Raw genomic sequence first — 24,949 nt, forward strand, 5'->3', positions numbered from 1 at the left:
ATGCACCCCTTCCTTACTCAGCACTGCTGCTGAAATCGAGATCTTGGCCTGGCTGAAGGGAGATAACTGCCTTCTTCCAGTCATTATGCTTGCCCAGACCGCGAGCAGTGCGCTTGCTCTTACCCAGAACATTCAGGGTAGTAACACGCTCTACTTTCACGCTGAACAGGCTTTCGACGGCCTTCTTGATTTCCAGCTTGGTTGCGTCAGTAGCAACCTTGAAAACGAACTGACCTTTTTTGTCTGCAAGAACCGTAGCCTTCTCGGAAACGTGCGGGCCAAGCAGAACTTTAAATACGCGTTCCTGGTTCATCCCAGCAGCTCCTCGAATTTCTTCACGGCCGACACAGTGATCAACACTTTGTCGTATGCGATCAGACTAACTGGATCGGAACCTTGAACGTCACGTACATCAACGTGCGGCAGGTTACGAGCAGCCAGGTACAGATTCTGGTCAACAGCGTCAGACACGATCAGGACGTCAGTCAGGCCCATGCCAGTCAGCTTGTTCAGCAAATCTTTGGTTTTCGGTGCTTCAACAGCGAAGTCCTGAACCACGACCAAACGATCAGTACGAACCAGTTCAGCAAGGATGGAGCGCAGAGCAGCGCGATACATCTTCTTGTTGAGCTTCTGAGTGTGATCCTGAGGACGAGCCGCGAAAGTGGTACCGCCGCCACGCCAGATTGGGCTACGGATAGTACCGGCACGAGCACGGCCAGTGCCTTTCTGACGCCAAGGGCGCTTACCGCCACCACGAACGTCGGAACGGGTCTTTTGCTGCTTGCTACCCTGACGACCGCCAGCCATGTAGGCCACGACTGCCTGGTGAACCAGCGTCTCGTTGAATTCGCCGCCAAATGTCAGTTCGGAAACTTCGATTGCCTGAGCGTCATTTACATTTAATTGCATGTCAGCTTCCCCTTAACCGCGAGCCTTGGCTGCCGGACGTACAACCAGGTTGCCGCCAGTAGCGCCAGGAACAGCACCCTTGACCAACAACAGATTGCGTTCAGCGTCCACGCGCACTACTTCCAGGGACTGCACGGTCACGCGCTCAGCGCCCATATGACCGGACATTTTTTTGCCCTTGAATACACGACCAGGAGTCTGGCACTGGCCGATAGAGCCTGGGACGCGGTGGGAGACGGAGTTACCGTGGGTATTGTCTTGACCACGGAAATTCCAACGCTTGATCGTACCCTGGAAGCCTTTACCCTTGGACTGACCGGTTACATCAACCAGTTGACCAGCGGCGAAGATTTCAGCGTTGATCTGATCGCCAGCCTGGTAGTCGCCTTCTTCAAGACGGAATTCCATGACGGTACGACCGGCGGCAACGTTCGCCTTAGCGAAGTGGCCAGCCTGAGCGGCTGTAACACGCGAAGCGCGACGCTCGCCGACAGTGACTTGCACTGCACGATAGCCATCGGTTTCTTCGGTTTTGAACTGAGTGACGCGATTCGGCTCGATCTCAATGACCGTGACCGGAATGGAGACACCTTCTTCGGTGAAAATACGGGTCATACCGCATTTACGACCGACTACACCAATAGTCATGTTGTAAACCTCATGAGTGTACGGGGCTTTCACCCGCTATGGCCGCCCATTTCAGAGCGTTACACGACTAAGACCCAAGTCTTAGCCGAGGCTGATCTGAACTTCCACACCGGCCGCAAGATCAAGCTTCATAAGCGCATCAACGGTTTTTTCCGTTGGCTGAACAATGTCCAGAACACGCTTGTGAGTACGGATCTCATACTGGTCGCGCGCGTCTTTGTTGACGTGCGGAGAAACCAGAACGGTGAACCGCTCTTTACGAGTCGGCAGTGGAATCGGACCACGCACCTGTGCACCAGTACGTTTCGCGGTTTCCACGATTTCCTGGGTTGATTGGTCGATCAGGCGATGGTCAAAAGCCTTCAACCTGATACGGATTTGCTGGTTTTGCATTGGATTCAGACTCCAGATTGCTGTTCCCACCGAGCGCAATACGCCCGTTAAAAGGAGGCGCAATTCTATAGACGACCTCACTAGGTGTCAACCCAATAAAAAAGCCCCCGCGTTGCGGGGGCTCTTTTTGGGAATCAACGCTTACGCGATGATTTTGGCCACGACGCCAGCGCCGACGGTACGACCGCCTTCACGGATTGCGAAACGCAGACCATCTTCCATTGCGATTGGCTTGATCAGGGTAACGGAAACTTTAACGTTATCACCTGGCATAACCATTTCTACGCCTTCCGGCAGTTCGCAGCTACCAGTTACGTCGGTAGTACGGAAGTAGAACTGTGGACGGTAGCCTTTGAAGAACGGAGTGTGACGACCGCCTTCTTCTTTGCTCAGAACGTAGATTTCAGCTTCAAACTGAGTGTGCGGCTTGACGGTGCCTGGCTTGACCAGAACCTGGCCACGCTCAACGTCGTCACGCTTGGTACCACGCAGCAGAACGCCGCAGTTCTCGCCAGCACGACCTTCGTCGAGCAGCTTACGGAACATTTCAACACCGGTGCAGGTGGTGACGGTAGTGTCACGCAGACCAACGATTTCCAGTGGATCCTGAACCTTGACGATACCGCGCTCAATACGACCAGTCACAACAGTACCGCGACCGGAGATCGAGAACACGTCTTCGATTGGCATCAGGAACGGCTTGTCGGTCAGACGAACTGGTTCTGGAATGTAGGAGTCCAGTGTTTCAACCAGTTTACGAACGGCAGTGGTGCCCATTTCGTTGTCGTCTTTACCTTCCAGAGCCATACGAGCAGAACCGATGATGATCGGAGTGTCGTCGCCTGGGAAGTCGTAAGTGCTCAGCAGATCGCGCACTTCCATCTCAACCAGTTCCAGCAGCTCAGCGTCGTCTACCAGGTCAGCCTTGTTCAGGAAAACCACGATGTACGGAACGCCAACCTGACGGGACAGCAGGATGTGCTCACGGGTTTGTGGCATCGGACCATCAGCGGCCGAACAAACCAGAATCGCGCCGTCCATCTGGGCAGCACCGGTGATCATGTTCTTCACGTAGTCAGCGTGACCTGGGCAGTCAACGTGAGCGTAGTGACGGATCAACGATTTGTATTCAACGTGCGCGGTATTAATGGTAATACCACGAGCTTTCTCTTCCGGTGCGCTGTCGATCTTGTCGAATTCAACAGCAGCCGAACCGAAAACTTCGGAGCAGACGCGAGTCAGAGCAGCGGTCAGCGTGGTTTTACCGTGGTCAACGTGACCAATGGTGCCAACGTTGACGTGCGGGAGGGAACGATCAAATTTTTCTTTAGCCACGACAAATAACTCCTAGCCTAAAGGCGCTGAATCAGCCTTGTTTTTTGGTTACAGTTTCGACGATGTGCGACGGAGCTGTATTGTATTTTTTGAATTCCATAGAGTAGCTTGCGCGACCCTGAGACATGGAGCGAACGTCGGTCGCATAACCGAACATCTCACCCAACGGAACCTCGGCACGAATTACCTTGCCGGAAACCGTATCTTCCATACCCAGAATCATGCCGCGACGGCGGTTAAGGTCGCCCATCACGTCACCCATATAGTCTTCAGGCGTAACAACCTCTACCGCCATGATCGGCTCAAGCAACTCACCACCGCCCTTCTGGGCCAGTTGCTTGGTCGCCATGGAGGCAGCCACCTTAAACGCCATCTCGTTCGAGTCGACGTCATGGTAGGAACCATCAAACACGGTAGCCTTCAGGCCGATCAGCGGATAGCCGGCAACAACGCCGTTCTTCATCTGCTCTTCGATACCCTTCTGGATAGCCGGGATGTATTCCTTGGGAACAACACCACCTACCACTTCGTTTACGAATTGCAGACCTTCCTGACCTTCGTCAGCAGGTGCAAAACGGATCCAGCAGTGACCGAACTGGCCACGACCGCCGGATTGACGAACGAACTTGCCTTCGATTTCACAATTCTTCGTGATGCGCTCACGATAGGAAACCTGAGGCTTGCCGATGTTGGCTTCGACGTTGAACTCACGGCGCATCCGGTCAACCAGGATGTCCAGGTGCAGCTCGCCCATGCCAGAGATGATCGTTTGACCAGTCTCTTCATCAGTCTTGACGCGGAAAGACGGGTCTTCCTGAGCAAGTTTACCCAGTGCGATACCCATTTTTTCCTGGTCATCCTTGGTTTTAGGCTCAACGGCAACCGAAATAACCGGCTCCGGGAAGTCCATGCGAACCAGGATGATTGGCTTGTCAGCGTTGCACAAGGTCTCACCAGTGGTGACGTCCTTCATGCCGATCAAGGCCGCGATGTCACCAGCGCGTACTTCCTTGATCTCTTCGCGGGCGTTTGCGTGCATCTGCACCATACGACCCACACGCTCTTTCTTGCCCTTGACCGAGTTGATCACGCCGTCGCCGGATGCCAACACGCCCGAGTAAACGCGGACGAAAGTCAAGGTACCCACGAATGGGTCGGTAGCGATCTTGAACGCCAGAGCCGAGAACGGCTCGTTGTCGTCTGCATGACGCTCCATCAGGACTTCTTCGTTATCAGGATCGGAACCCTTGATAGCTGGAATGTCGGTCGGAGCCGGCAGGTAGTCGATCACGGCGTCGAGAACCAGGGGAACGCCCTTGTTCTTGAACGAAGAACCGCAAACAGCAAGAACGATCTCGCCAGCGATAGTACGCTGACGCAGAGCGGCCTTGATTTCCTCGTTGGAGAGTTCTTCACCTTCGAGGTACTTGTTCATCAGCTCTTCGCTGGCTTCGGCCGCAGCCTCGACCATGTTGCTGCGCCATTCATCAGCCAGTTCCTGCAGTTCAGCAGGGATAGGCTCACGACGCGGAACCATACCCTTGTCGGCATCGTTCCAGTAAACAGCTTCCATGGACATCAGATCGATCTGACCCTGGAAGTTGTCTTCGGCGCCAATGGCCAGCTGGATCGGCACCGGGGTGTGACCCAGGCGCTGCTTGATCTGAGCGATTACGCGCAGAAAGTTCGCACCTGCACGGTCCATCTTGTTCACGTAAACGATACGTGGAACACCGTACTTGTTGGCTTGACGCCATACGGTTTCGGACTGCGGCTCTACGCCGGAAGTACCACAGAACACAACGACCGCGCCGTCGAGCACACGCAGGGAACGCTCAACTTCAATGGTGAAGTCAACGTGGCCCGGGGTGTCAATGACGTTGAAACGGTATTGGTCTTTGTGTTGCTTCTCGGAACCCTGCCAGAAGGCAGTAATAGCAGCAGAAGTAATGGTAATACCACGCTCCTGCTCCTGAACCATCCAGTCCGTGGTCGCGGCGCCGTCATGCACCTCGCCCATTTTGTGGCTTTTGCCGGTGTAAAAAAGGACGCGCTCGGTGGTGGTGGTTTTACCAGCATCCACGTGAGCAACGATACCAATGTTACGGTAGCGGCCAATCGGAGTAGTACGAGCCATAAAGCCCTCGCAAAATTAGTGACGCTGAAATTAGAAGCGGTAGTGCGAGAAAGCCTTGTTGGCCTCAGCCATACGGTGCACGTCTTCACGCTTCTTGACCGCAGCACCTTTACCTTCGGCGGCGTCCAGCAGTTCGCCAGCCAAACGCAGCGCCATTGACTTCTCACCGCGCTTGCGCGCGAAGTCTACCAGCCAACGCATTGCCAGAGCATTACGACGGGACGGACGAACTTCGACAGGAACCTGGTAAGTAGCACCGCCTACACGGCGCGACTTTACTTCGACCAGCGGAGCGATGGCGTCGAGAGCTTTCTCGAAGATTTCCAGGGGGTCGCTGTTCTTACGTTCTTTAACCTTTTCCAGCGCGCCATAAACGATACGCTCGGCAACGGCTTTCTTGCCGCTTTCCATTACGTGGTTCATGAACTTGGCCAGAATCTGGCTGCCGTATTTTGGATCGTCAAGCACTTCGCGCTTGGCTGCTACGCGTCTTCTTGGCATGGATAAGCCCTCAAACGGTCTTCAGGTTAGCTCGGGACCACCATCCTGCGAGGGATGCGCCCGACCTTACTCTTATCGACTCAGAAAAATAGAAATCTGCAATTTCAAACAGAAGCCAAAAACTACTTAGGCTTCTTGGTACCGTATTTCGAGCGACCCTGGTTACGACCTTTAACGCCGGAAGTATCCAAAGAACCACGAACGGTGTGATAACGAACACCTGGCAAGTCTTTTACACGACCGCCACGGATCAGTACCACGCTGTGCTCTTGCAGGTTGTGACCTTCACCACCGATGTACGAGGAAACCTCGAAACCGTTGGTCAGGCGCACACGGCAGACTTTACGCAATGCCGAGTTAGGTTTTTTCGGCGTGGTGGTATACACACGAGTGCACACACCGCGACGTTGCGGGCAGTTCTGCAGCGCAGGTACGTCGGATTTCTCGACGATACGCTTACGCGGCTGACGTACCAGCTGGTTGATAGTTGCCATCTACTAGCTCCACTGTTGTCTTGCGACGCTATTGTCTTACAAGAAAAGCAAATGACAGGGCACAGGCCCCGCCAAATTTAGGGGTACAAGAGTCTAAAGAGGATCCCGCCCCCAGTCAAGACAAAGCCCCGACGTCCTCACCGGGCGAGGCAGCACGAAAGGTGCTGTCTGCCAGGTGAAAAATGCCGAGGCTCTGGTCTCAATTACCGCTGGAGTTCAACGCTTCCGTCAGAGCTGCTTCTACTTCGCTCGCGCTGACACGGGTCGGTTTGTCCATTTCACGACGACGCTTGCGCTCGCTGTGATAAGCCAGACCAGTACCGGCCGGGATCAGACGACCCACGACCACGTTTTCCTTCAGGCCGCGCAGGTAATCGCGCTTGCCGGTCACAGCCGCTTCGGTCAGTACGCGGGTTGTCTCCTGGAAGGAGGCCGCGGAGATGAACGACTCGGTGGACAGCGATGCCTTGGTGATACCCAGCAACACGCGAGTGAACTTGGAGACAAACTTGTCTTCCGTGCTCAAACGCTCGTTTTCTACTAGTACGTGAGTCAATTCCATCTGGTCGCCCTTGATGAAACTGGAATCGCCAGACTCGGCAATTTCAACCTTGCGCAGCATCTGACGCAGAATCGTCTCGATGTGCTTGTCGTTGATCTTCACGCCTTGCAGACGGTATACGTCCTGAATCTCGTTGACGATGTACTTGGCCAGCGCACTCACACCCAGCAGACGCAGGATGTCGTGTGGATCGCTCGGGCCGTCGGAGATAACTTCGCCGCGGTTCACTTGCTCGCCTTCGAAGACGTTCAGGTGACGCCACTTCGGAATCAGTTCCTCGTACGGATCGCTACCGTCGTTCGGGGTAATGACCAGACGGCGCTTGCCTTTGGTCTCTTTACCGAATGCGATGGTACCGCTGACTTCTGCAAGGATCGACGCCTCTTTCGGACGACGCGCTTCGAACAGGTCGGCAACACGCGGCAGACCACCGGTGATGTCACGAGTCTTCGAAGTTTCCTGCGGAATACGAGCGATAACATCACCGATCGCGATCTGCGCACCGTCAGCAACACCAACAAGGGCGTTGGCCGGCAGGAAGTACTGGGCCGGTACGTCAGTACCAGGCAGCAGCAGATCCTTGCCATCCAGACCGACCATCTTCACAGCAGGACGGATGTCCTTGCCGGCAGCCGGGCGGTCTTTGGCGTCGAGCACTTCAATGTTGGTCATACCGGTCAATTCGTCTGTCTGACGCTTGATCGTGATGCCTTCTTCCATGCCTACGTAGGTAACAGTACCTTTCATCTCGGTGACGATTGGGTGAGTGTGCGGATCCCACTTGGCCACGATAGAGCCAGCGTCGACCTTGTCGCCTTCCTTCACCGAAATCACTGCACCGTATGGCAGCTTGTAACGCTCACGCTCGCGACCGAAGTCATCTGCGATTGCCAGCTCACCGGAGCGGGATACCGCAACCAGGTGACCGTCAACACGCTCGACGTGCTTCAGGTTGTGCAGACGGACAGTACCGCCATTCTTCACCTGAACGCTGTCGGCTGCCGAGGTCCGGCTTGCCGCACCACCGATGTGGAACGTACGCATTGTCAGCTGGGTACCCGGCTCACCGATCGACTGTGCCGCGATTACGCCGACAGCTTCACCGATGTTGACCTGATGACCGCGTGCCAGGTCGCGACCGTAGCACTTGGCGCAGATGCCGTAGCGGGTTTCGCAGCTGATTGGCGAACGAACGATGACTTCGTCAATGCTGTTCAGCTCGATGAACTCGACCCACTTCTCGTCTACCAGTGTGCCAGCAGGCACGATGACATCTTCTGTGCCCGGCTTGAATACGTCACGGGCGATGACTCGACCCAGTACGCGCTCACCCAGCGGCTCCACAACGTCACCGCCTTCAATGTGCGGTGTCATCAGCAGACCGTGCTCGGTACCGCAGTCAACCTCGGTAACCACCAGATCCTGAGCGACGTCTACCAGACGACGTGTCAGATAACCGGAGTTAGCGGTTTTCAGTGCGGTATCCGCAAGACCCTTACGAGCACCGTGAGTAGAGATGAAGTACTGAAGTACGCTCAAACCTTCACGGAAGTTCGCAGTGATCGGCGTTTCAATGATGGAGCCGTCAGGCTTGGCCATCAGACCACGCATACCGGCCAGCTGACGGATCTGGGCAGCAGAACCACGCGCCCCGGAGTCAGCCATCATGTACATCGAGTTGAAGGATTCCTGATCAACTTCGACGCCGTGACGGTCGATAACACGCTCTTTGGACAGGTTCGACATCATCGCTTTCGAGACTTCGTCGTTCGCCTTGGACCAAAGGTCGATTACCTTGTTGTACTTCTCGCCCTGGGTTACCAGGCCGGAGGCGTACTGACTTTCGATCTCTTTAACTTCTTCGGTAGCCGCGTCGATGATGCGAGCTTTTTCATCAGGGATAACGAAGTCGTTAACGCCGATGGAAACACCCGAAATGGTCGAGTAGGCAAAACCGGTGTACATCAACTGGTCAGCGAAGATAACGGTCTCTTTCAGGCCAACCACGCGATAGCACTGGTTGATCAGCTTGGAGATCGCCTTCTTCTTCATCGGCTGGTTGACGACGTCGTAGGACAGGCCGGCCGGAACCACCTGGAACAGCAGCGCACGGCCGACAGTGGTGTCGACGATACGGGTGTTCTTGACGCTGCCACCATCACGGTCGTTGACCGTTTCGTGGATACGAACCTTGACCTTGGCGTGCAGAGCCGCTTCGCCGGCGCGGAATACGCGGTCGACTTCCTGCAGATCCGCAAATACACGACCTTCGCCCTTGGCGTTGATCGCTTCGCGAGTCATGTAGTACAGACCCAGTACAACGTCCTGCGAAGGAACGATGATTGGCTCACCGTTGGCTGGCGACAGAATGTTGTTGGTCGACATCATCAGTGCACGGGCTTCGAGCTGAGCTTCCAGCGTCAGAGGCACGTGAACGGCCATCTGGTCACCGTCGAAGTCGGCGTTGTACGCAGCACAGACCAGCGGGTGCAGCTGAATAGCCTTACCTTCGATCAGTACCGGTTCAAACGCCTGGATGCCCAGACGGTGAAGCGTTGGCGCACGGTTCAGAAGCACCGGGTGTTCGCGAATCACTTCAGCGAGAACGTCCCAGACCTCTGGCAGCTCGCGCTCGACCATCTTCTTGGCAGCTTTGATAGTCGTGGCCAGGCCACGCATTTCCAGCTTGCCGAAAATGAACGGCTTGAACAGCTCGAGAGCCATCTTCTTCGGCAGACCGCACTGGTGCAGACGCAGGGTCGGACCTACGGTAATTACCGAACGACCCGAGTAGTCAACACGCTTACCGAGCAAGTTCTGACGGAAACGACCCTGTTTACCCTTGATCATGTCAGCCAGGGATTTCAGAGGACGCTTGTTGGAACCTGTGATCGCACGACCGCGACGGCCGTTGTCGAGCAGTGCATCGACCGCTTCCTGCAGCATGCGCTTTTCGTTGCGCACGATGATATCGGGAGCGGACAGATCCAGCAGGCGCTTCAGACGGTTGTTACGGTTGATCACTCGACGATACAGGTCGTTGAGGTCGGACGTCGCGAAACGGCCACCGTCAAGCGGAACCAGAGGACGCAGATCTGGCGGCAGAACCGGCAGAACGGTCAGCACCATCCACTCAGGGAGGTTGCCGGAACCCTGGAAGGCTTCCATCAATTTCAGACGCTTGGACAGCTTCTTGATCTTGGTTTCGGAATTGGTTTGCGGAATTTCTTCGCGCAGGCGGCCAATTTCGTGCTCCAGGTCAATAGCGTGCAGCAGCTCGCGGACAGCCTCGGCACCCATGCGGGCATCAAAGTCGTCACCGAACTCTTCAAGCGCTTCGAAGTACTGCTCGTCGTTCAGCAGCTGACCTTTTTCAAGGGTAGTCATGCCTGGATCGATAACGACATAGCTCTCGAAGTAGAGAACACGTTCGATATCACGCAGGGTCATGTCCATCAGCAAACCGATACGGGACGGCAGCGATTTCAGGAACCAGATGTGAGCAACCGGCGAAGCCAGCTCGATGTGAGCCATGCGCTCGCGACGAACCTTGGCCAGTGCTACTTCAACACCGCATTTTTCGCAGATGACACCACGGTGCTTCAGGCGCTTGTACTTACCGCACAGGCACTCGTAATCTTTTACCGGGCCAAAGATCTTGGCGCAGAACAGACCGTCACGCTCAGGCTTGAACGTACGGTAGTTGATGGTTTCCGGCTTTTTAACTTCACCGAACGACCAAGAGCGGATCATCTCAGGCGATGCAAGTCCGATACGGATTGCGTCGAACTCTTCGACTTGACCCTGGTTTTTCAGCAAATTCAGTAGGTCTTTCAAGGCTTTTCCTCCTGGCGGAGCAGGGAGCAGGCAATACCGCCCTGCCCCCGATTCGCGTCACGTGTTATTCGGTTTCCAGATCGATATCGATACCGAGCGAACGGATTTCTTTGATCAACACGTTGAAAGACTCGGGCATGCCCGGCTCCATACGGTGATCGCCGTCCACGATGTTTTTGTACATCTTGGTACGACCGTTCACATCGTCCGACTTCACTGTGAGCATTTCCTGCAGAGTGTACGCCGCGCCGTATGCTTCCAGCGCCCACACTTCCATCTCCCCGAAACGCTGACCACCGAACTGTGCCTTACCACCCAGCGGCTGCTGGGTAACCAGGCTGTACGAACCAGTGGAACGCGCGTGCATCTTGTCGTCCACCAAGTGGTTCAGCTTCAGCATGTACATGTAGCCAACCGTTACAGCACGTTCAAACTTGTTGCCGGTACGACCGTCGAACAGCTGCATCTGGCCGCTTTCCGGCATATCTGCCAGCTTGAGCATTGCCTTGATTTCGCTTTCCTTGGCACCGTCGAAAACCGGGGTAGCCATCGGTACGCCGTTACGCAGGTTCTTCGCGAGGTCCAGAATCTCGTTGTCGGAGAGGTCTTCCAGAGACTCCTGACGACCGCCGATTTCGTTATAGATCTCGTTGAGGAACTTGCGCAGCTCAGCAACCTTACGCTGCTCTTCGAGCATGCGGTTGATCTTCTCGCCCAGACCTTTGGCCGCGAGGCCCAGGTGGGTTTCGAGAATCTGACCAACGTTCATACGCGAAGGTACGCCCAGCGGGTTGAGGACGATATCGACCGGCGTGCCATTGGCATCGTGCGGCATGTCTTCAACCGGCATGATCACAGAGACCACACCCTTGTTACCGTGACGACCGGCCATCTTGTCGCCCGGCTGGATGCGGCGACGGATTGCCAGGTAGACCTTGACGATTTTCAGAACGCCTGGAGCCAGGTCATCGCCCTGCTGCAGTTTGCGTTTCTTGTCTTCGAACTTGTCATCCAGAAGACGACGACGATCAACGATGTAAGCCTGAGCCTTTTCGAGCTGCTCGTTGAGAGCATCTTCAGCCATGCGCAGCTTGAACCACTGACCATGCTCAAGACCGTCGAGCACTTCGTTGGTGATCTCCTGGCCCTTTTTGAGGCCAGCGCCGCCTTCTGCTACACGACCCACCAGCGCAGAGCGCAGACGTTCGAAAGTAGCGCCTTCGACAATACGGAACTCTTCGTTCAGATCCTTGCGGATCTCGTCGAGTTGCGACTTCTCGATGGACAGGGCACGCGCATCACGCTCGACACCATCACGGGTGAAGACCTGAACGTCAATGACAGTACCTTTGGTACCGGTTGGTACACGCAGGGAGGTGTCTTTAACGTCGCTGGCTTTCTCACCGAAGATCGCGCGCAACAGTTTTTCTTCCGGAGTCAGCTGAGTCTCGCCTTTCGGAGTGACCTTACCGACCAGGATGTCGCCGGCGCCGACTTCGGCACCTACATAAACGATACCCGCTTCGTCCAGCTTGTTCAGAGCAGCTTCACCCACGTTAGGGATGTCAGCTGTGATTTCCTCTGGCCCAAGCTTGGTGTCACGTGCCACACAGGTCAGTTCCTGAATGTGGATCGTGGTGAAGCGGTCTTCCTGAACAACACGCTCAGAAAGACAGATGGAGTCTTCGAAGTTGAAACCGTTCCAGGCCATGAACGCGATGCGCATGTTCTGACCCAGCGCCAGTTCACCCATATCGGTGGACGGGCCGTCGGCCATGATGTCGCTACGCTGAACACGGTCACCCTTGCTGACCAGCGGACGCTGGTTGATGCAGGTGTTCTGGTTGGAGCGGGTGTATTTGGTCAGGTTGTAGATGTCTACACCCGCCTCACCTGTTTCAACTTCATCATCGGCAACGCGAACAACGATACGGCTGGCGTCAACCGAGTCGATCACACCACCACGACGAGCCACGACGCAAACGCCGGAGTCGCGAGCAACGTTGCGCTCCATGCCAGTACCTACCAGCGGCTTGTCGGCACGCAGAGTAGGAACAGCCTGACGCTGCATGTTCGAACCCATCAACGCACGGTTGGCGTCATCGTGCTCGAGGAACGGAATCAGCGATGCAGCTACCGAGACAACCTGCTTGGGCGAAACGTCCATGAGGGTGACATCGGCTGGTGCCTTGACGGTGAATTCGTTCAAGTGACGCACAGCAACCAGCTCGTCGATCAGCTCTTGCTTGTCGTTCATTGCGGCCGAAGCCTGAGCAATGACGTGGTCCGCTTCTTCGATCGCCGAAAGGAAGACGATCTCTTCGGTGACCAGACCTTCCTTGACCACACGGTACGGACTCTCGAGGAAGCCGTACTGGTTGGTGCGGGCATAGGCCGCCAGGGAGTTGATCAGACCGATGTTCGGACCTTCAGGCGTCTCGATCGGGCACACACGGCCGTAGTGAGTCGGGTGAACGTCTCGAACTTCAAAGCCGGCACGCTCACGCGTCAGACCGCCAGGGCCGAGCGCGGAAACACGACGCTTGTGCGTGATCTCGGACAGCGGGTTGTTCTGGTCCATGAACTGGGACAGCTGGCTGGAACCGAAGAACTCTTTGACCGCCGCCGCAACAGGTTTGGCGTTGATCAGGTCCTGAGGCATCAAGCCTTCGCTTTCTGCCATGGACAGACGTTCTTTGACAGCGCGCTCGACACGGACCAGACCTACACGGAACTGGTTCTCGGCCATCTCGCCAACGCAACGAACGCGACGGTTACCGAGGTGGTCGATGTCATCGACGATGCCTTTGCCGTTACGGATATCAACGAGGGTCTTGAGGACCGCTACGATGTCTTCCTTGCACAGCACGCCCGAGCCTTCGATTTCGGTACGACCGATACGACGGTTGAACTTCATCCGGCCTACAGCAGACAGGTCGTAACGCTCAGGACTGAAGAACAGGTTGTTGAACAGTGTTTCAGCGGCATCCTTGGTTGGCGGCTCGCCAGGACGCATCATTCGATAGATCTCGACCAGCGCTTCCAGTTGGTTGATGGTGGAGTCGATCTTCAGTGTGTCGGAAACGAACGGACCGCAGTCGATGTCGTTGGTGTACAACGTTTCGATGCGAACAACCTGAGCCTTGGCGATCTTGGCCAGGATTTCAGTGTTCAGCTCGGTGTTGCACTCGGCAATGATCTCACCGGTTGCCGGATGCACGATGACCTTGGCTGTAGTGCGACCCAGGACGTAGTCCAGAGGCACTTCCAGCTCTTTGATCCCGGCCTTTTCCAGCTGGTTGATGTGACGGGCAGTGATACGACGACCCTGCTCGACAATGACCTTGCCCTTGTCGTCCAGGATATCCAGAACGGCAATTTCACCACGCAGGCGCTGAGGCACCAGTTCCAGGCTCAGGTTTTCGCCGCGCACATGGAATACGTTGGTGGTGTAGAAAGCATCAAGCACTTGCTCGGTGGTGTAACCCAGAGCGCGCAGAAGTACGGACGCAGGCAGCTTGCGACGACGGTCGATACGGACGAATACGCAGTCTTTCGGATCGAACTCGAAGTCCAGCCACGAACCGCGGTAAGGAATGATACGAGCGGAGTACAGCAGCTTGCCGGAGCTGTGCGTCTTGCCACGGTCGTGGTCGAAGAATACGCCAGGCGAACGGTGAAGCTGAGACACGATAACGCGCTCGGTGCCATTGATTACAAAGGTACCGTTCTCAGTCATCAGGGGGATTTCACCCATGTAGACTTCTTGCTCTTTGATGTCCTTGATCGCTTTGTTCGACGATTCTTTGTCGAAAATGATCAGACGGACCTTGACTCGCAGAGGTACTGCGTAAGTCACACCGCGCAGCACGCATTCCTTGACATCAAATGCCGGTTCGCCCAAGCGATAACCTACATACTCCAGCGCAGCATTGCCGGAGTAGCTGATGATCGGGAAAACGGATTTGAAGGCTGCATGCAGACCGACGTCGCGGAACTGATCTTTGGTCGCTCCCGCCTGCAGGAATTCGCGATACGAATCCAGCTGGATGGCCAAGAGATACGGCACATCCATTACGTCCGGCAACTTGCTAAAGTCCTTGCGGATACGTTTTTTCTCAGTATATGAGTAAGCCATCAGCGTTCCCCAGCTTGGTCACCTGCTTGTTTGGCTCCCTCCCGACGGAAGCAGCCAGAAAATCTTGCAAACCCCTTGGTTTGCGCCACCGCCATCGGTGGATGCCACACGTTACAGACGTTGACAGCGCCAATCGTCTATAACGGAAAAAGGCCGGTGGCAAAAGCCACCAGCCATCAGCCTTTCGCTAAACGCGTGGGCTGGACACTCAAAATCGATGCTTATTTCAGCTCGACTTTAGCGCCTGCTTCTTCCAGGGTAGCTTTTGCTTTGTCAGCTGCGTCTTTCGACACTGCTTCCAGAACCTGGGCAGGAGCGCCGTCAACTACAGCCTTGGCTTCTTTCAGGCCCAGACCGGTCAGTTCACGAACTGCCTTGATCACGTTTACTTTCTTCTCGCCAGCTTCCAGCAGCATGACGTTGAATTCAGTTTGTTCTTCAACAACAGCAGCTGCAGCAGCAGGACCAGCAGAGCCAGCAGCAGCAGTAACGCCGAACTTCTCTTCGAAAGCCTTGATCAGCTCTACAACCTGCAGAACGGACATTTCAGCTACGGCGTTAAGGATATCGTCTTGAGAGATGGACATGACTCAATTTCCTGAATTGGGGGACGGCCTACGCGACCATCAAAATAAACAAAAATACGCGAAAAGATCTGACTCAGCCTTAGGCTGCAGCTGCTTCTTTTTGGTCGCGAACAGCCGCCAGAGTACGAGCCAACTTGCTGGTAGCGCCTTGAATCACGCTCATCAGCTGAGAAATTGCTTCGTCACGGGTCGGCAGGCTTGCCAGTACATCGATCTGATTAGCTGCGAGGAACTTGCCCTCGAACGCAGCTGCCTTGATCTCGAACTTGTCCTGACCTTTAGCGAATTCCTTGAACAAACGGGCAGCAGCGCCAGGATGTTCATTGGAGAACGCGATCAAGGTCGGGCCAGTGAACACGTCGTTGAGGACACTGAATTCAGTGTCAGCAACAGCGCGCTTGAGCAGGGTGTTACGTACAACACGTACGTAAACGCCAGCTTCACGAGCCTCTTTACGGAGTCCGGTCATTGCGCCAACCGTCACGCCACGGGCATCAGCCACGACAGCGGACAGACCAGCTTTGGCAGCCTCGTTGACTTCAGCGACGATGGCCTTCTTGTCTTCGAGTTTAATTGCCACGGGTTTAACTCCTGCTTGTTACCGTTTCATCCGACCGAAGCCAGATGTCGTTTTGGTGTCTGATTCGGTAAGGAACCGGGAGCACCATCTGCGTAGGCTTGTGGTTTAAGACTTGCGTCGCCTACGGTCTTGGATAGCCCCCGCCAGGCAGGGACCCCAATCTTTCAAACGGTACGGCATCAATCACCGTACCATTTTGTCTTACGCTTCCAACGAACCCTGGTCGATGACCAGGCCTGGGCCCATAGTGGTGCTCAGGGTGATGCGCTTGACGTAAATACCTTTCGAAGAAGCAGGCTTGATACGCTTCAGATCAGCGATCAGGGCTTCAACGTTTTCCTTCAGCTTGACAGCGTCGAAACCGACCTTGCCAACGGAAGTGTGGATGATGCCGTTTTTGTCGGTACGATAACGAACCTGACCAGCCTTGGCGTTCTTGACGGCGTTAGCAACGTCAGGAGTAACAGTGCCGACTTTCGGGTTTGGCATCAGACCGCGAGGACCGAGAACCTGACCCAGCTGACCCACAACGCGCATTGCGTCAGGGGAAGCGATAACGACGTCATAGTTCAGGTCGCCAGCTTTCATTTCAGCGGCCAGATCGTCCATACCAACGCGGTCAGCACCGGCAGCCAGAGCAGCTTCAGCAGCAGGACCCTGGGTGAAAACTGCAACGCGTACAGTCTTACCGGTACCGTGTGGCAGTACAGTAGCGCTACGTACAACCTGGTCGGATTTACGAGGATCGACACCCAGGTTAACAGCAACGTCTACAGACTCGCTGAACTTGACGGTCGACAGCTCGGTCAGCAGAGCAGCAGCGTCTACGAAATTGTAGGATTTACCAGCTTCGATCTTGCTGGCGATTGCCTTTTGACGCTTGGTCAGCTTAGCCATTACACACCCTCCACGTTAAGGCCCATGCTACGAGCGGAACCGGCGATGGTACGCACGGCCGCTTCCATGTCAGCTGCAGTCAGATCCGCATTTTTTGCTTTAGCGATATCTTCCAGCTGAGCACGAGTCACGGTGCCAACTTTAACGGTGTTCGGGCGAGCCGAGCCGCTGGTCAAGCCTGCAGCTTTCTTCAGCAGAACCGATGCAGGGGTACTTTTTGTTTCGAAAGTGAAGCTACGGTCGCTGTATACAGTGATGATCACTGGAGTCGGCAAGCCTGGCTCAATACCCTGAGTACGGGCGTTGAACGCTTTGCAGAATTCCATGATGTTCACACCGTGCTGACCCAGAGCAGGACCAACTGGCGGGCTTGGGTTAGCCTGAGCGGCTTTCACTTGCAGCTTGATGTATGCGGTTATCTTCTTGGCCATGAGGCACTCCAATTACGGGTTCAAGCGCCAACAAAGGCTCCCCGGTTACTTACGCGTATATCCCAGTGACGAAAAAACCCCACAGCCTTGGGCTGCGGGGTATGGGATTCCAGCTCAGTTATGCCTTTTCGACCTGACTGAACTCCAGCTCTACCGGAGTAGAGCGTCCGAAAATGAGCACCGCCACTTGAATCCGGCTCTTTTCGTAGTTAACTTCTTCGACCGTGCCATTGAAATCAGCGAACGGACCGTCGGTGACACGAACGACTTCACCTGGCTCGAACAGCGTTTTCGGCTTCGGCTTGTCGCTACCGTCAGCGACACGACGCAGAATCGCTTCTGCCTCTTTATCAGTGATGGGAGCAGGCTTGTCAGCGGTACCGCCGATGAAGCCCATGACACGCGGGGTGTCCTTGACCAAGTGCCAAGTACCCTCATTCATGTCCATCTGAACAAGCACATAACCTGGGAAGAACTTGCGTTCGCTTTTGCGCTTCTGGCCATTACGCATTTCAACCACTTCTTCAGTGGGAACCAGAATTTCGCCGAAGCCATCTTCCATGCCTGCCAGCTTCACACGCTCGATCAACGAGCGCATGACATGCTTCTCGTAACCCGAGTAAGCATGCACTACGTACCAACGCTTAGCCACGGGACACCCTTAGCCAACTATCAAGGAAACAAGCCAGCCGAGCAGGGAATCGAGCCCCCACAGCAGCAACGCCATAACCAGCACAACAGCCACAACGATCAACGTGGTTTGAGTGGTTTCTTGGCGAGTAGGCCATACGACTTTACGGATCTCGGCACGGGCTTCTTTCGCCAAAACGAAGAAAGCCTTACCTTTGCCTGTCTGCAGCGCTACAAATGCAGCGGCTGCGGCAATCACAAGGAGAGCGAGAACGCGATACAGGATCGGCTCAGCAGAATAATACTGATTACCGACAACACCCACGACAACCAAAACGACTACCAGGAGCCACTTCAGCATATCAAAGCGAGAGTCTGATGCTTCAGCCTTGGGATTCATCTACGGAGATCCTGTGAAAAGAAAGCCAGATTACATCTAGGGAATCTGGCAGGTCAGGAGGGAATCGAACCCCCAACCTACGGTTTTGGAGACCGTCGCTCTGCCAATTGAGCTACTGACCTAAAAGCAAAATCAGGCCGACCATTATGCGGACCTGACAAGAGTTTTTCAACACCTTATTCGGAGAGCACCCAACAGGCGACGCCCTCCGAACAAGCTTTAGACGGCGCACGCAGCGCGGAACCGCCTAAAACAAAGGCAGATATTTTCATATCTGCCTTTATCAATGGAGCTCTTGAGCGGATTTGAACCGCTGACCTCACCCTTACCAAGGGTGTGCTCTACCAACTGAGCTACAAGAGCAAAACACTATGCATGAACCAAAAGCCTGGAGCGGGTAGCGGGAATCGAACCCGCATCATCAGCTTGGAAGGCTGAGGTTCTACCACTAAACTATACCCGCACAACTTGCAGCTCGCGCTAAATCTGGTGGAGGGGGAAGGATTCGAACCTTCGAAGTCGTAGACGTCAGATTTACAGTCTGATCCCTTTGGCCGCTCGGGAACCCCTCCTAAGCGAGGCAGCATTCTCAACTCATGCTACCCTTCTGTCAACCTTTTTCTCAGTAAAAACCTGAGGTTACATGCGTTGACTACTACCACTTCGTTCGTGAGACTTTCACCTCACTGCGAAGCGGGCGCCATTCTATGTAAACTAATCAGCAGTTGCAATGCCCTCGCACGACATTATTTGATTTTTTAATTGCGGGAAATCCTGACTCAGCTGGCTGATCAAGCCTGCTTCGACAAGGCGTCGACTTTCCGGCGCAATTTTCAGCCAGTAGGCGGTCGCCCCGCTCGTTTGCACTGACTGATATTGAGACTGGATATCCAGGCTGTTCAATCGCTGCTCTACCAGGCGCGCGTCCTCTTGCCTGGCAAAGCCACCAACGTACAGACATTTAGTGTCAGGATCGTGGGACACCCGGCCAGCATCCGATTCGCTGAGCAGACGGATATCCTGCTGAGAAGCACGGTGCAACGACAAGGGCATGACCTCCTTGGCCCTGAGCGGAGCCTCCTGCTGATGCCAGATGTAATAAAAGGCATTAAGCATCAACAGCAGAAGAAATAACCAACGCATAAAGACCTCAACGCAAAGGGCAGGCGAGAGCCAGCCCCACGAAGACCAGATCAGGAACAATTCGGGCTCCTGGCAGCACATCCGCAACCAGCGCAGCGTCACCGCCCGTCACAAAAATAGCAAAGTCGTCCCCCCAATACCCACGGGCTATCTCGACCTGAGTCACTGCAAACCCCCGAAGCATCAGCGAGCAGCCGCGCTCTACCGCTTCTGCGGTCGCCCGCCCGGGAACTAGACGAACCAACGCCCTTTCCGCCTCCGTGTCGTCATACCTGATGCGACGAGTATGGGTGCGCAACTGATTGCGCATCAAGGGCATCCCAGGACAGATGAAGCCACCAAGATGCGCACCGCCGGCGTCGACGAAATCAGATGTCACGGCAGTGCCCAGATCAATCACCAGGCATGCACGTTTGACAAGATGGTACGCACCTACAAAAGCCAGCCAGCGATCCAGGCCGAGACGTTCGAAATCGTCATAGCCATTGATCACCCCTCCCAGCTCGCGGGCAGGCACTGCGCAGACGGGGGCAACCGAGAACGCGCCAGCCAGGACAGCAACCAGACGCGCCGTTTCTTCGGCGCTGCGGACACTTACCAGACGGCAGTCGCTGAACGTCGTGTCAGGTAGATTACGCAGGTGCTCCAACAAGGCTGCGTCAGAGTCCACAACACCGCCGCTGACCACTGCTGCATCGCTTTTAGCGGTAATGCGCCACTTGATGAAGCTGTTGCCGCAATCGAGCTCAAGAATCATCTCGCAACCTCAGGCTCAGCTCACCACCACTAAAGCTTTTTTCCACACCATTGACCTCCAACCGCAGCGCTCCAAGTGAGTCGACCCCCAACACTACTCCCTCCACGACCTCCACCCCCGAGAGCAGCTTGACCGCAGCCCCCTGCCACAAGTGCCCACGCTCCCACTCCTTATGAAATGCTGCAAAGCCCTCCGTGCGATGAACCGCCATAAGAGCCTCAAGCTGGGTGCTTATACGAGCGGCGACCTGATTGCGATCAACCAGGCCGCCTGTCTCAAGCCTCATCGACGTCCATAGCTGATCCACCTCGCTGGAAGAACGCATGTTTACGTTCACCCCTATCCCGATGATCACATGACAAACGTCCGCCGGATCGCCAATCAGCTCGAGCAAAATGCCGGCGATCTTCTGCCTGCCAACAAGCACGTCGTTTGGCCACTTGAGGCCTGCGCCCTGGACGCCCATATCACGCAGGACATTCATCACCGCGAGCCCCACCAACAAGCTGAGGCCTTCCAGTTGACGCATCCCGCCATCGATGCGCAGGACCAGGCTGTAATACAGGTTTTCAGCAAAGGGACTTACCCACTTTCGACCACGTCGCCCTCTTCCGGAAGTCTGCTGTTCGGCCACCACCAGTACAGGCAGAGGAACGCCTTGAGTGATCAGGCGTGCGGCCTCAGCGTTGGTCGAGTCGATGGAATCGTAAGTGCGAACAGACCAGTTGGCAGGAAAGCCTGACTGTTCGATACCGCCAGGACTTAGAAGAGAAATAGGCGTCGCGAGTCTATAACCACGACCACGCACCTTGTGGACATCTATGCCCAGATCCGCTTCAAGCTGCTGAAGCTGCTTCCAGACAGCACTGCGACTTATGCCGAGGGCATCGCCCAATACCTGTCCGGAATGAAACGCACCATCGGCAAGAAGCTTTAACAAGGTCAGCATTTGGAATCGCCTGGCAATAAGGCACGCATCATAGCCACGCTGAGGCATGATGCATAGAAACGAAAACGTGTTTTCACGCTGGTTTTTGCAGGCACTAGACAAACAAAAACCCTCAACGCGTAAGCGATGAGGGTTTCTGGAATTCAATCTTGACGATGACCTACTCTCACATGGGGAAACCCCACACTACCATCGGCGATACATCGTTTCACTACTGAGTTCGGGATGGGATCAGGTGGTTCCAATGCTCTATGGTCGTCAAGAAATTCGGGTACCGAATCGTGCCGTACGGCGCGCTTCAGCAAATCGGGTATGTGATAGTCAATTCAGGTGTCGTTCGTGACGCAAACTTTCGGTTCGTGTCGTCTTCACAGTCACCGCAATCTGGTCATTCGACGCAAATTGCTTGGGTGTCATATGGTCAAGCCTCACGGGCAATTAGTATTGGTTAGCTCAACGCCTCACAGCGCTTACACACCCAACCTATCAACGTCGTAGTCTTCGACGGCCCTTCAGGGAACTCAAGGTTCCAGTGAGATCTCATCTTGAGGCAAGTTTCCCGCTTAGATGCTTTCAGCGGTTATCTTTTCCGAACATAGCTACCCGGCAATGCCACTGGCGTGACAACCGGAACACCAGAGGTTCGTCCACTCCGGTCCTCTCGTACTAGGAGCAGCCCCTCTCAAATCTCAAACGTCCACGGCAGATAGGGACCGAACTGTCTCACGACGTTCTAAACCCAGCTCGCGTACCACTTTAAATGGCGAACAGCCATACCCTTGGGACCGGCTTCAGCCCCAGGATGTGATGAGCCGACATCGAGGTGCCAAACACCGCCGTCGATATGAACTCTTGGGCGGTATCAGCCTGTTATCCCCGGAGTACCTTTTATCCGTTGAGCGATGGCCCTTCCATACAGAACCACCGGATCACTAAGACCTACTTTCGTACCTGCTCGACGTGTCTGTCTCGCAGTCAAGCGCGCTTTTGCCTTTATACTCTACGACCGATTTCCGACCGGTCTGAGCGCACCTTCGTACTCCTCCGTTACTCTTTAGGAGGAGACCGCCCCAGTCAAACTACCCACCATACACTGTCCTCGATCCGGATAACGGACCTGAGTTAGAACCTCAAAGTTGCCAGGGTGGTATTTCAAGGTTGGCTCCACGCAGACTGGCGTCCACGCTTCAAAGCCTCCCACCTATCCTACACAAGCAAATTCAAAGTCCAGTGCAAAGCTATAGTAAAGGTTCACGGGGTCTTTCCGTCTAGCCGCGGATACACTGCATCTTCACAGCGATTTCAATTTCACTGAGTCTCGGGTGGAGACAGCGCCGCCGTCGTTACGCCATTCGTGCAGGTCGGAACTTACCCGACAAGGAATTTCGCTACCTTAGGACCGTTATAGTTACGGCCGCCGTTTACCGGGGCTTCGATCAAGAGCTTCGCTTGCGCTAACCCCATCAATTAACCTTCCGGCACCGGGCAGGCGTCACACCCTATACGTCCACTTTCGTGTTTGCAGAGTGCTGTGTTTTTAATAAACAGTCGCAGCGGCCTGGTATCTTCGACCGGCATGAGCTTACGCAGTAAATGCTTCACCCTCACCGGCGCACCTTCTCCCGAAGTTACGGTGCCATTTTGCCTAGTTCCTTCACCCGAGTTCTCTCAAGCGCCTTGGTATTCTCTACCCAACCACCTGTGTCGGTTTGGGGTACGGTTCCTGGTTACCTGAAGCTTAGAAGCTTTTCTTGGAAGCATGGCATCAACCACTTCGTGTTCAAAGAACACTCGTCATCAGCTCTCGGCCTTAAGATCCCGGATTTACCTAAGATCTCAGCCTACCACCTTAAACCTGGACAACCAACGCCAGGCTGGCCTAGCCTTCTCCGTCCCTCCATCGCAATAACCAGAAGTACAGGAATATTAACCTGTTTTCCATCGACTACGCTTTTCAGCCTCGCCTTAGGCACCGACTAACCCTGCGTCGATTAACGTTGCGCAGGAAACCTTGGTCTTTCGGCGTGGGTGTTTTTCACACCCATTGTCGTTACTCATGTCAGCATTCGCACTTCTGATACCTCCAGCAAGCTTCTCAACTCACCTTCACAGGCTTACAGAACGCTCCTCTACCGCATCATCAAAAGATGATACCCGTAGCTTCGGTGCATGGTTTGAGCCCCGTTACATCTTCCGCGCAGGCCGACTCGACTAGTGAGCTATTACGCTTTCTTTAAAGGGTGGCTGCTTCTAAGCCAACCTCCTAGCTGTCTAAGCCTTCCCACATCGTTTCCCACTTAACCATGACTTTGGGACCTTAGCTGACGGTCTGGGTTGTTTCCCTTTTCACGACGGACGTTAGCACCCGCCGTGTGTCTCCCATGCTCGGCACTTGTAGGTATTCGGAGTTTGCATCGGTTTGGTAAGTCGGGATGACCCCCTAGCCGAAACAGTGCTCTACCCCCTACAGTGATACATGAGGCGCTACCTAAATAGCTTTCGAGGAGAACCAGCTATCTCCGAGCTTGATTAGCCTTTCACTCCGATCCACAGGTCATCCGCTAACTTTTCAACGGTAGTCGGTTCGGTCCTCCAGTTAGTGTTACCCAACCTTCAACCTGCCCATGGATAGATCGCCCGGTTTCGGGTCTATTCCCAGCGACTAGACGCCCTATTAAGACTCGCTTTCGCTACGCCTCCCCTATTCGGTTAAGCTCGCCACTGAAAATAAGTCGCTGACCCATTATACAAAAGGTACGCAGTCACCCAACAAAGTGGGCTCCCACTGCTTGTACGCATACGGTTTCAGGATCTATTTCACTCCGCTCTCCGCGGTTCTTTTCGCCTTTCCCTCACGGTACTGGTTCACTATCGGTCAGTCAGTAGTATTTAGCCTTGGAGGATGGTCCCCCCATATTCAGACAAGGTTTCTCGTGCCCCGTCCTACTCGATTTCATTGCAAAGGGATTTTCGCGTACAGGGCTATCACCCACTATGGCCACCCTTTCCAGAGTGTTCCGCTAATCTCAATACAACTTAAGGGCTGGTCCCCGTTCGCTCGCCACTACTAAGGGAATCTCGGTTGATTTCTTTTCCTCAGGGTACTTAGATGTTTCAGTTCCCCTGGTTCGCCTCTTGCACCTATGTATTCAGTACAAGATAACCATCTTATGATGGCTGGGTTCCCCCATTCAGATACCTCCGGATCACAGTCTGTTTGCCGACTCCCCGAAGCTTTTCGCAGGCTACCACGTCTTTCATCGCCTCTGACTGCCAAGGCATCCACCGTATGCGCTTCTTCACTTGACCATATAACCCCAAGCAATCTGGTTATACTGTGAAGACGACATTCGCCGAAAGTTTGCATTCACAAACTTTACCTTAGCCCGGACACGCACCAGTGAAAGAGGTGCCCGGTCTATATTTCTTTCTATCACATACCCAAATTTTTAAAGAACGATCTAATCAAAGACTAGAAATCAACATTCAGGCACTGATCATCAGGATCAATGGAATGCTCATTTCTAAGCTTTCAAACAGAAGCAGTAAGTGGTGGAGCCAAGCGGGATCGAACCGCTGACCTCCTGCGTGCAAGGCAGGCGCTCTCCCAGCTGAGCT

Annotated in this window: 19 protein-coding genes, 5 tRNA genes and 2 rRNA genes (1 of these 26 only partly in view); all 26 read right to left on the bottom strand. The window is 54.7% G+C overall.

Going from position 1 to position 24,949, the window contains the following annotated elements:
• Window positions 1-13 precede the first annotated feature (13 nt).
• Entirely contained in the window at window positions 14-313 is a 300-nt protein-coding gene (rplW, locus tag PCPL58_RS24935; protein WP_065350696.1) for a 50S ribosomal protein L23, read from the bottom strand.
• On the bottom strand, window positions 310-912 hold the full coding sequence (rplD, locus tag PCPL58_RS24940) for a 50S ribosomal protein L4 (protein WP_002555489.1): 603 nt from the start codon (window positions 910-912) through the stop codon (window positions 310-312). The genes rplW and rplD overlap by 4 nt, the downstream gene beginning before the upstream one ends.
• A 12-nt stretch (window positions 913-924) precedes the next feature.
• A complete protein-coding gene (gene rplC / locus PCPL58_RS24945; protein WP_002555490.1) occupies window positions 925-1,560 on the bottom strand; it encodes a 50S ribosomal protein L3 in 636 nt (211 codons plus the stop codon).
• Window positions 1,561-1,641: 81 nt separating this feature from the next.
• Window positions 1,642-1,953: a 30S ribosomal protein S10 gene (gene rpsJ / locus PCPL58_RS24950; protein ID WP_002555491.1), complete on the bottom strand. Its 312-nt coding sequence runs from the start codon at window positions 1,951-1,953 to the stop codon at window positions 1,642-1,644.
• 141 nt (window positions 1,954-2,094) lie between these two features.
• Window positions 2,095-3,288, bottom strand: a complete 1,194-nt coding sequence (gene tuf / locus PCPL58_RS24955; protein WP_003369027.1) for an elongation factor Tu — start codon at window positions 3,286-3,288, stop codon at window positions 2,095-2,097.
• A 31-nt stretch (window positions 3,289-3,319) separates the two neighbouring features.
• Window positions 3,320-5,425 (bottom strand): elongation factor G, encoded by a 2,106-nt coding sequence (gene fusA, locus PCPL58_RS24960; RefSeq protein ID WP_003369029.1) that lies wholly within the window; start codon window positions 5,423-5,425, stop codon window positions 3,320-3,322.
• A 30-nt stretch (window positions 5,426-5,455) separates the two neighbouring features.
• Complete coding sequence (gene rpsG / locus PCPL58_RS24965; RefSeq protein WP_002555493.1) at window positions 5,456-5,926, bottom strand: 30S ribosomal protein S7; 471 nt, start codon at window positions 5,924-5,926, stop codon at window positions 5,456-5,458.
• A gap of 122 nt (window positions 5,927-6,048) precedes the next feature.
• On the bottom strand, window positions 6,049-6,420 hold the full coding sequence (rpsL, locus tag PCPL58_RS24970; protein WP_002555494.1) for a 30S ribosomal protein S12: 372 nt from the start codon (window positions 6,418-6,420) through the stop codon (window positions 6,049-6,051).
• A 199-nt stretch (window positions 6,421-6,619) separates the two neighbouring features.
• On the bottom strand, window positions 6,620-10,819 hold the full coding sequence (gene rpoC / locus PCPL58_RS24975; RefSeq protein ID WP_003431814.1) for a DNA-directed RNA polymerase subunit beta': 4,200 nt from the start codon (window positions 10,817-10,819) through the stop codon (window positions 6,620-6,622).
• A gap of 64 nt (window positions 10,820-10,883) precedes the next feature.
• Window positions 10,884-14,957, bottom strand: coding sequence for a DNA-directed RNA polymerase subunit beta (gene rpoB, locus PCPL58_RS24980; protein ID WP_065350697.1), 4,074 nt, complete (start codon window positions 14,955-14,957; stop codon window positions 10,884-10,886).
• Between the two features lie 221 nt (window positions 14,958-15,178).
• Complete coding sequence (rplL, locus tag PCPL58_RS24985; protein WP_003317111.1) at window positions 15,179-15,544, bottom strand: 50S ribosomal protein L7/L12; 366 nt, start codon at window positions 15,542-15,544, stop codon at window positions 15,179-15,181.
• Between the two features lie 79 nt (window positions 15,545-15,623).
• Window positions 15,624-16,124 carry a 50S ribosomal protein L10 gene (rplJ, locus tag PCPL58_RS24990; RefSeq protein ID WP_003431816.1) on the bottom strand — a complete coding sequence of 167 codons (501 nt, stop codon included), beginning with the start codon at window positions 16,122-16,124 and terminating at the stop codon, window positions 15,624-15,626.
• Between the two features lie 201 nt (window positions 16,125-16,325).
• A complete protein-coding gene (gene rplA / locus PCPL58_RS24995) occupies window positions 16,326-17,021 on the bottom strand; it encodes a 50S ribosomal protein L1 (RefSeq protein WP_002555499.1) in 696 nt (231 codons plus the stop codon).
• Window positions 17,021-17,452: a 50S ribosomal protein L11 gene (rplK, locus tag PCPL58_RS25000; RefSeq protein WP_002555500.1), complete on the bottom strand. Its 432-nt coding sequence runs from the start codon at window positions 17,450-17,452 to the stop codon at window positions 17,021-17,023. Before rplK ends, rplA begins: the two co-directional genes overlap by 1 nt.
• Window positions 17,453-17,570: 118 nt before the next feature.
• Window positions 17,571-18,104 (bottom strand): transcription termination/antitermination protein NusG, encoded by a 534-nt coding sequence (gene nusG / locus PCPL58_RS25005; RefSeq protein ID WP_002555501.1) that lies wholly within the window; start codon window positions 18,102-18,104, stop codon window positions 17,571-17,573.
• Between the two features lie 9 nt (window positions 18,105-18,113).
• Window positions 18,114-18,482: a preprotein translocase subunit SecE gene (gene secE / locus PCPL58_RS25010; RefSeq protein WP_002555502.1), complete on the bottom strand. Its 369-nt coding sequence runs from the start codon at window positions 18,480-18,482 to the stop codon at window positions 18,114-18,116.
• A 46-nt stretch (window positions 18,483-18,528) separates the two neighbouring features.
• Window positions 18,529-18,604: transfer RNA gene (locus tag PCPL58_RS25015), tRNA-Trp, on the bottom strand.
• Between the two features lie 165 nt (window positions 18,605-18,769).
• Window positions 18,770-18,845: transfer RNA gene (locus PCPL58_RS25020), tRNA-Thr, on the bottom strand.
• 26 nt (window positions 18,846-18,871) lie between these two features.
• Window positions 18,872-18,945: transfer RNA gene (locus tag PCPL58_RS25025), tRNA-Gly, on the bottom strand.
• A gap of 24 nt (window positions 18,946-18,969) precedes the next feature.
• Window positions 18,970-19,054 (bottom strand) — tRNA-Tyr (locus PCPL58_RS25030).
• 142 nt (window positions 19,055-19,196) lie between these two features.
• A complete protein-coding gene (locus tag PCPL58_RS25035; protein WP_065350698.1) occupies window positions 19,197-19,625 on the bottom strand; it encodes a hypothetical protein in 429 nt (142 codons plus the stop codon).
• A gap of 7 nt (window positions 19,626-19,632) precedes the next feature.
• Window positions 19,633-20,382 carry a pantothenate kinase gene (locus PCPL58_RS25040; protein ID WP_065350699.1) on the bottom strand — a complete coding sequence of 250 codons (750 nt, stop codon included), beginning with the start codon at window positions 20,380-20,382 and terminating at the stop codon, window positions 19,633-19,635.
• On the bottom strand, window positions 20,372-21,331 hold the full coding sequence (birA, locus tag PCPL58_RS25045; protein WP_065350700.1) for a bifunctional biotin--[acetyl-CoA-carboxylase] ligase/biotin operon repressor BirA: 960 nt from the start codon (window positions 21,329-21,331) through the stop codon (window positions 20,372-20,374). The genes PCPL58_RS25040 and birA overlap by 11 nt, the downstream gene beginning before the upstream one ends.
• 147 nt (window positions 21,332-21,478) lie before the next feature.
• A 5S ribosomal RNA gene (gene rrf, locus PCPL58_RS25050) occupies window positions 21,479-21,594 on the bottom strand.
• Window positions 21,595-21,748: 154 nt separating this feature from the next.
• Window positions 21,749-24,640: ribosomal RNA gene (locus PCPL58_RS25055) — 23S ribosomal RNA — on the bottom strand.
• Between the two features lie 241 nt (window positions 24,641-24,881).
• Window positions 24,882-24,949, bottom strand: a tRNA-Ala gene (locus PCPL58_RS25060) (it continues 8 nt past the right edge of the window).

Source organism: Pseudomonas cerasi (assembly GCF_900074915.1).
GTDB classification, from domain to species: Bacteria; Pseudomonadota; Gammaproteobacteria; order Pseudomonadales; family Pseudomonadaceae; genus Aquipseudomonas; species Aquipseudomonas cerasi.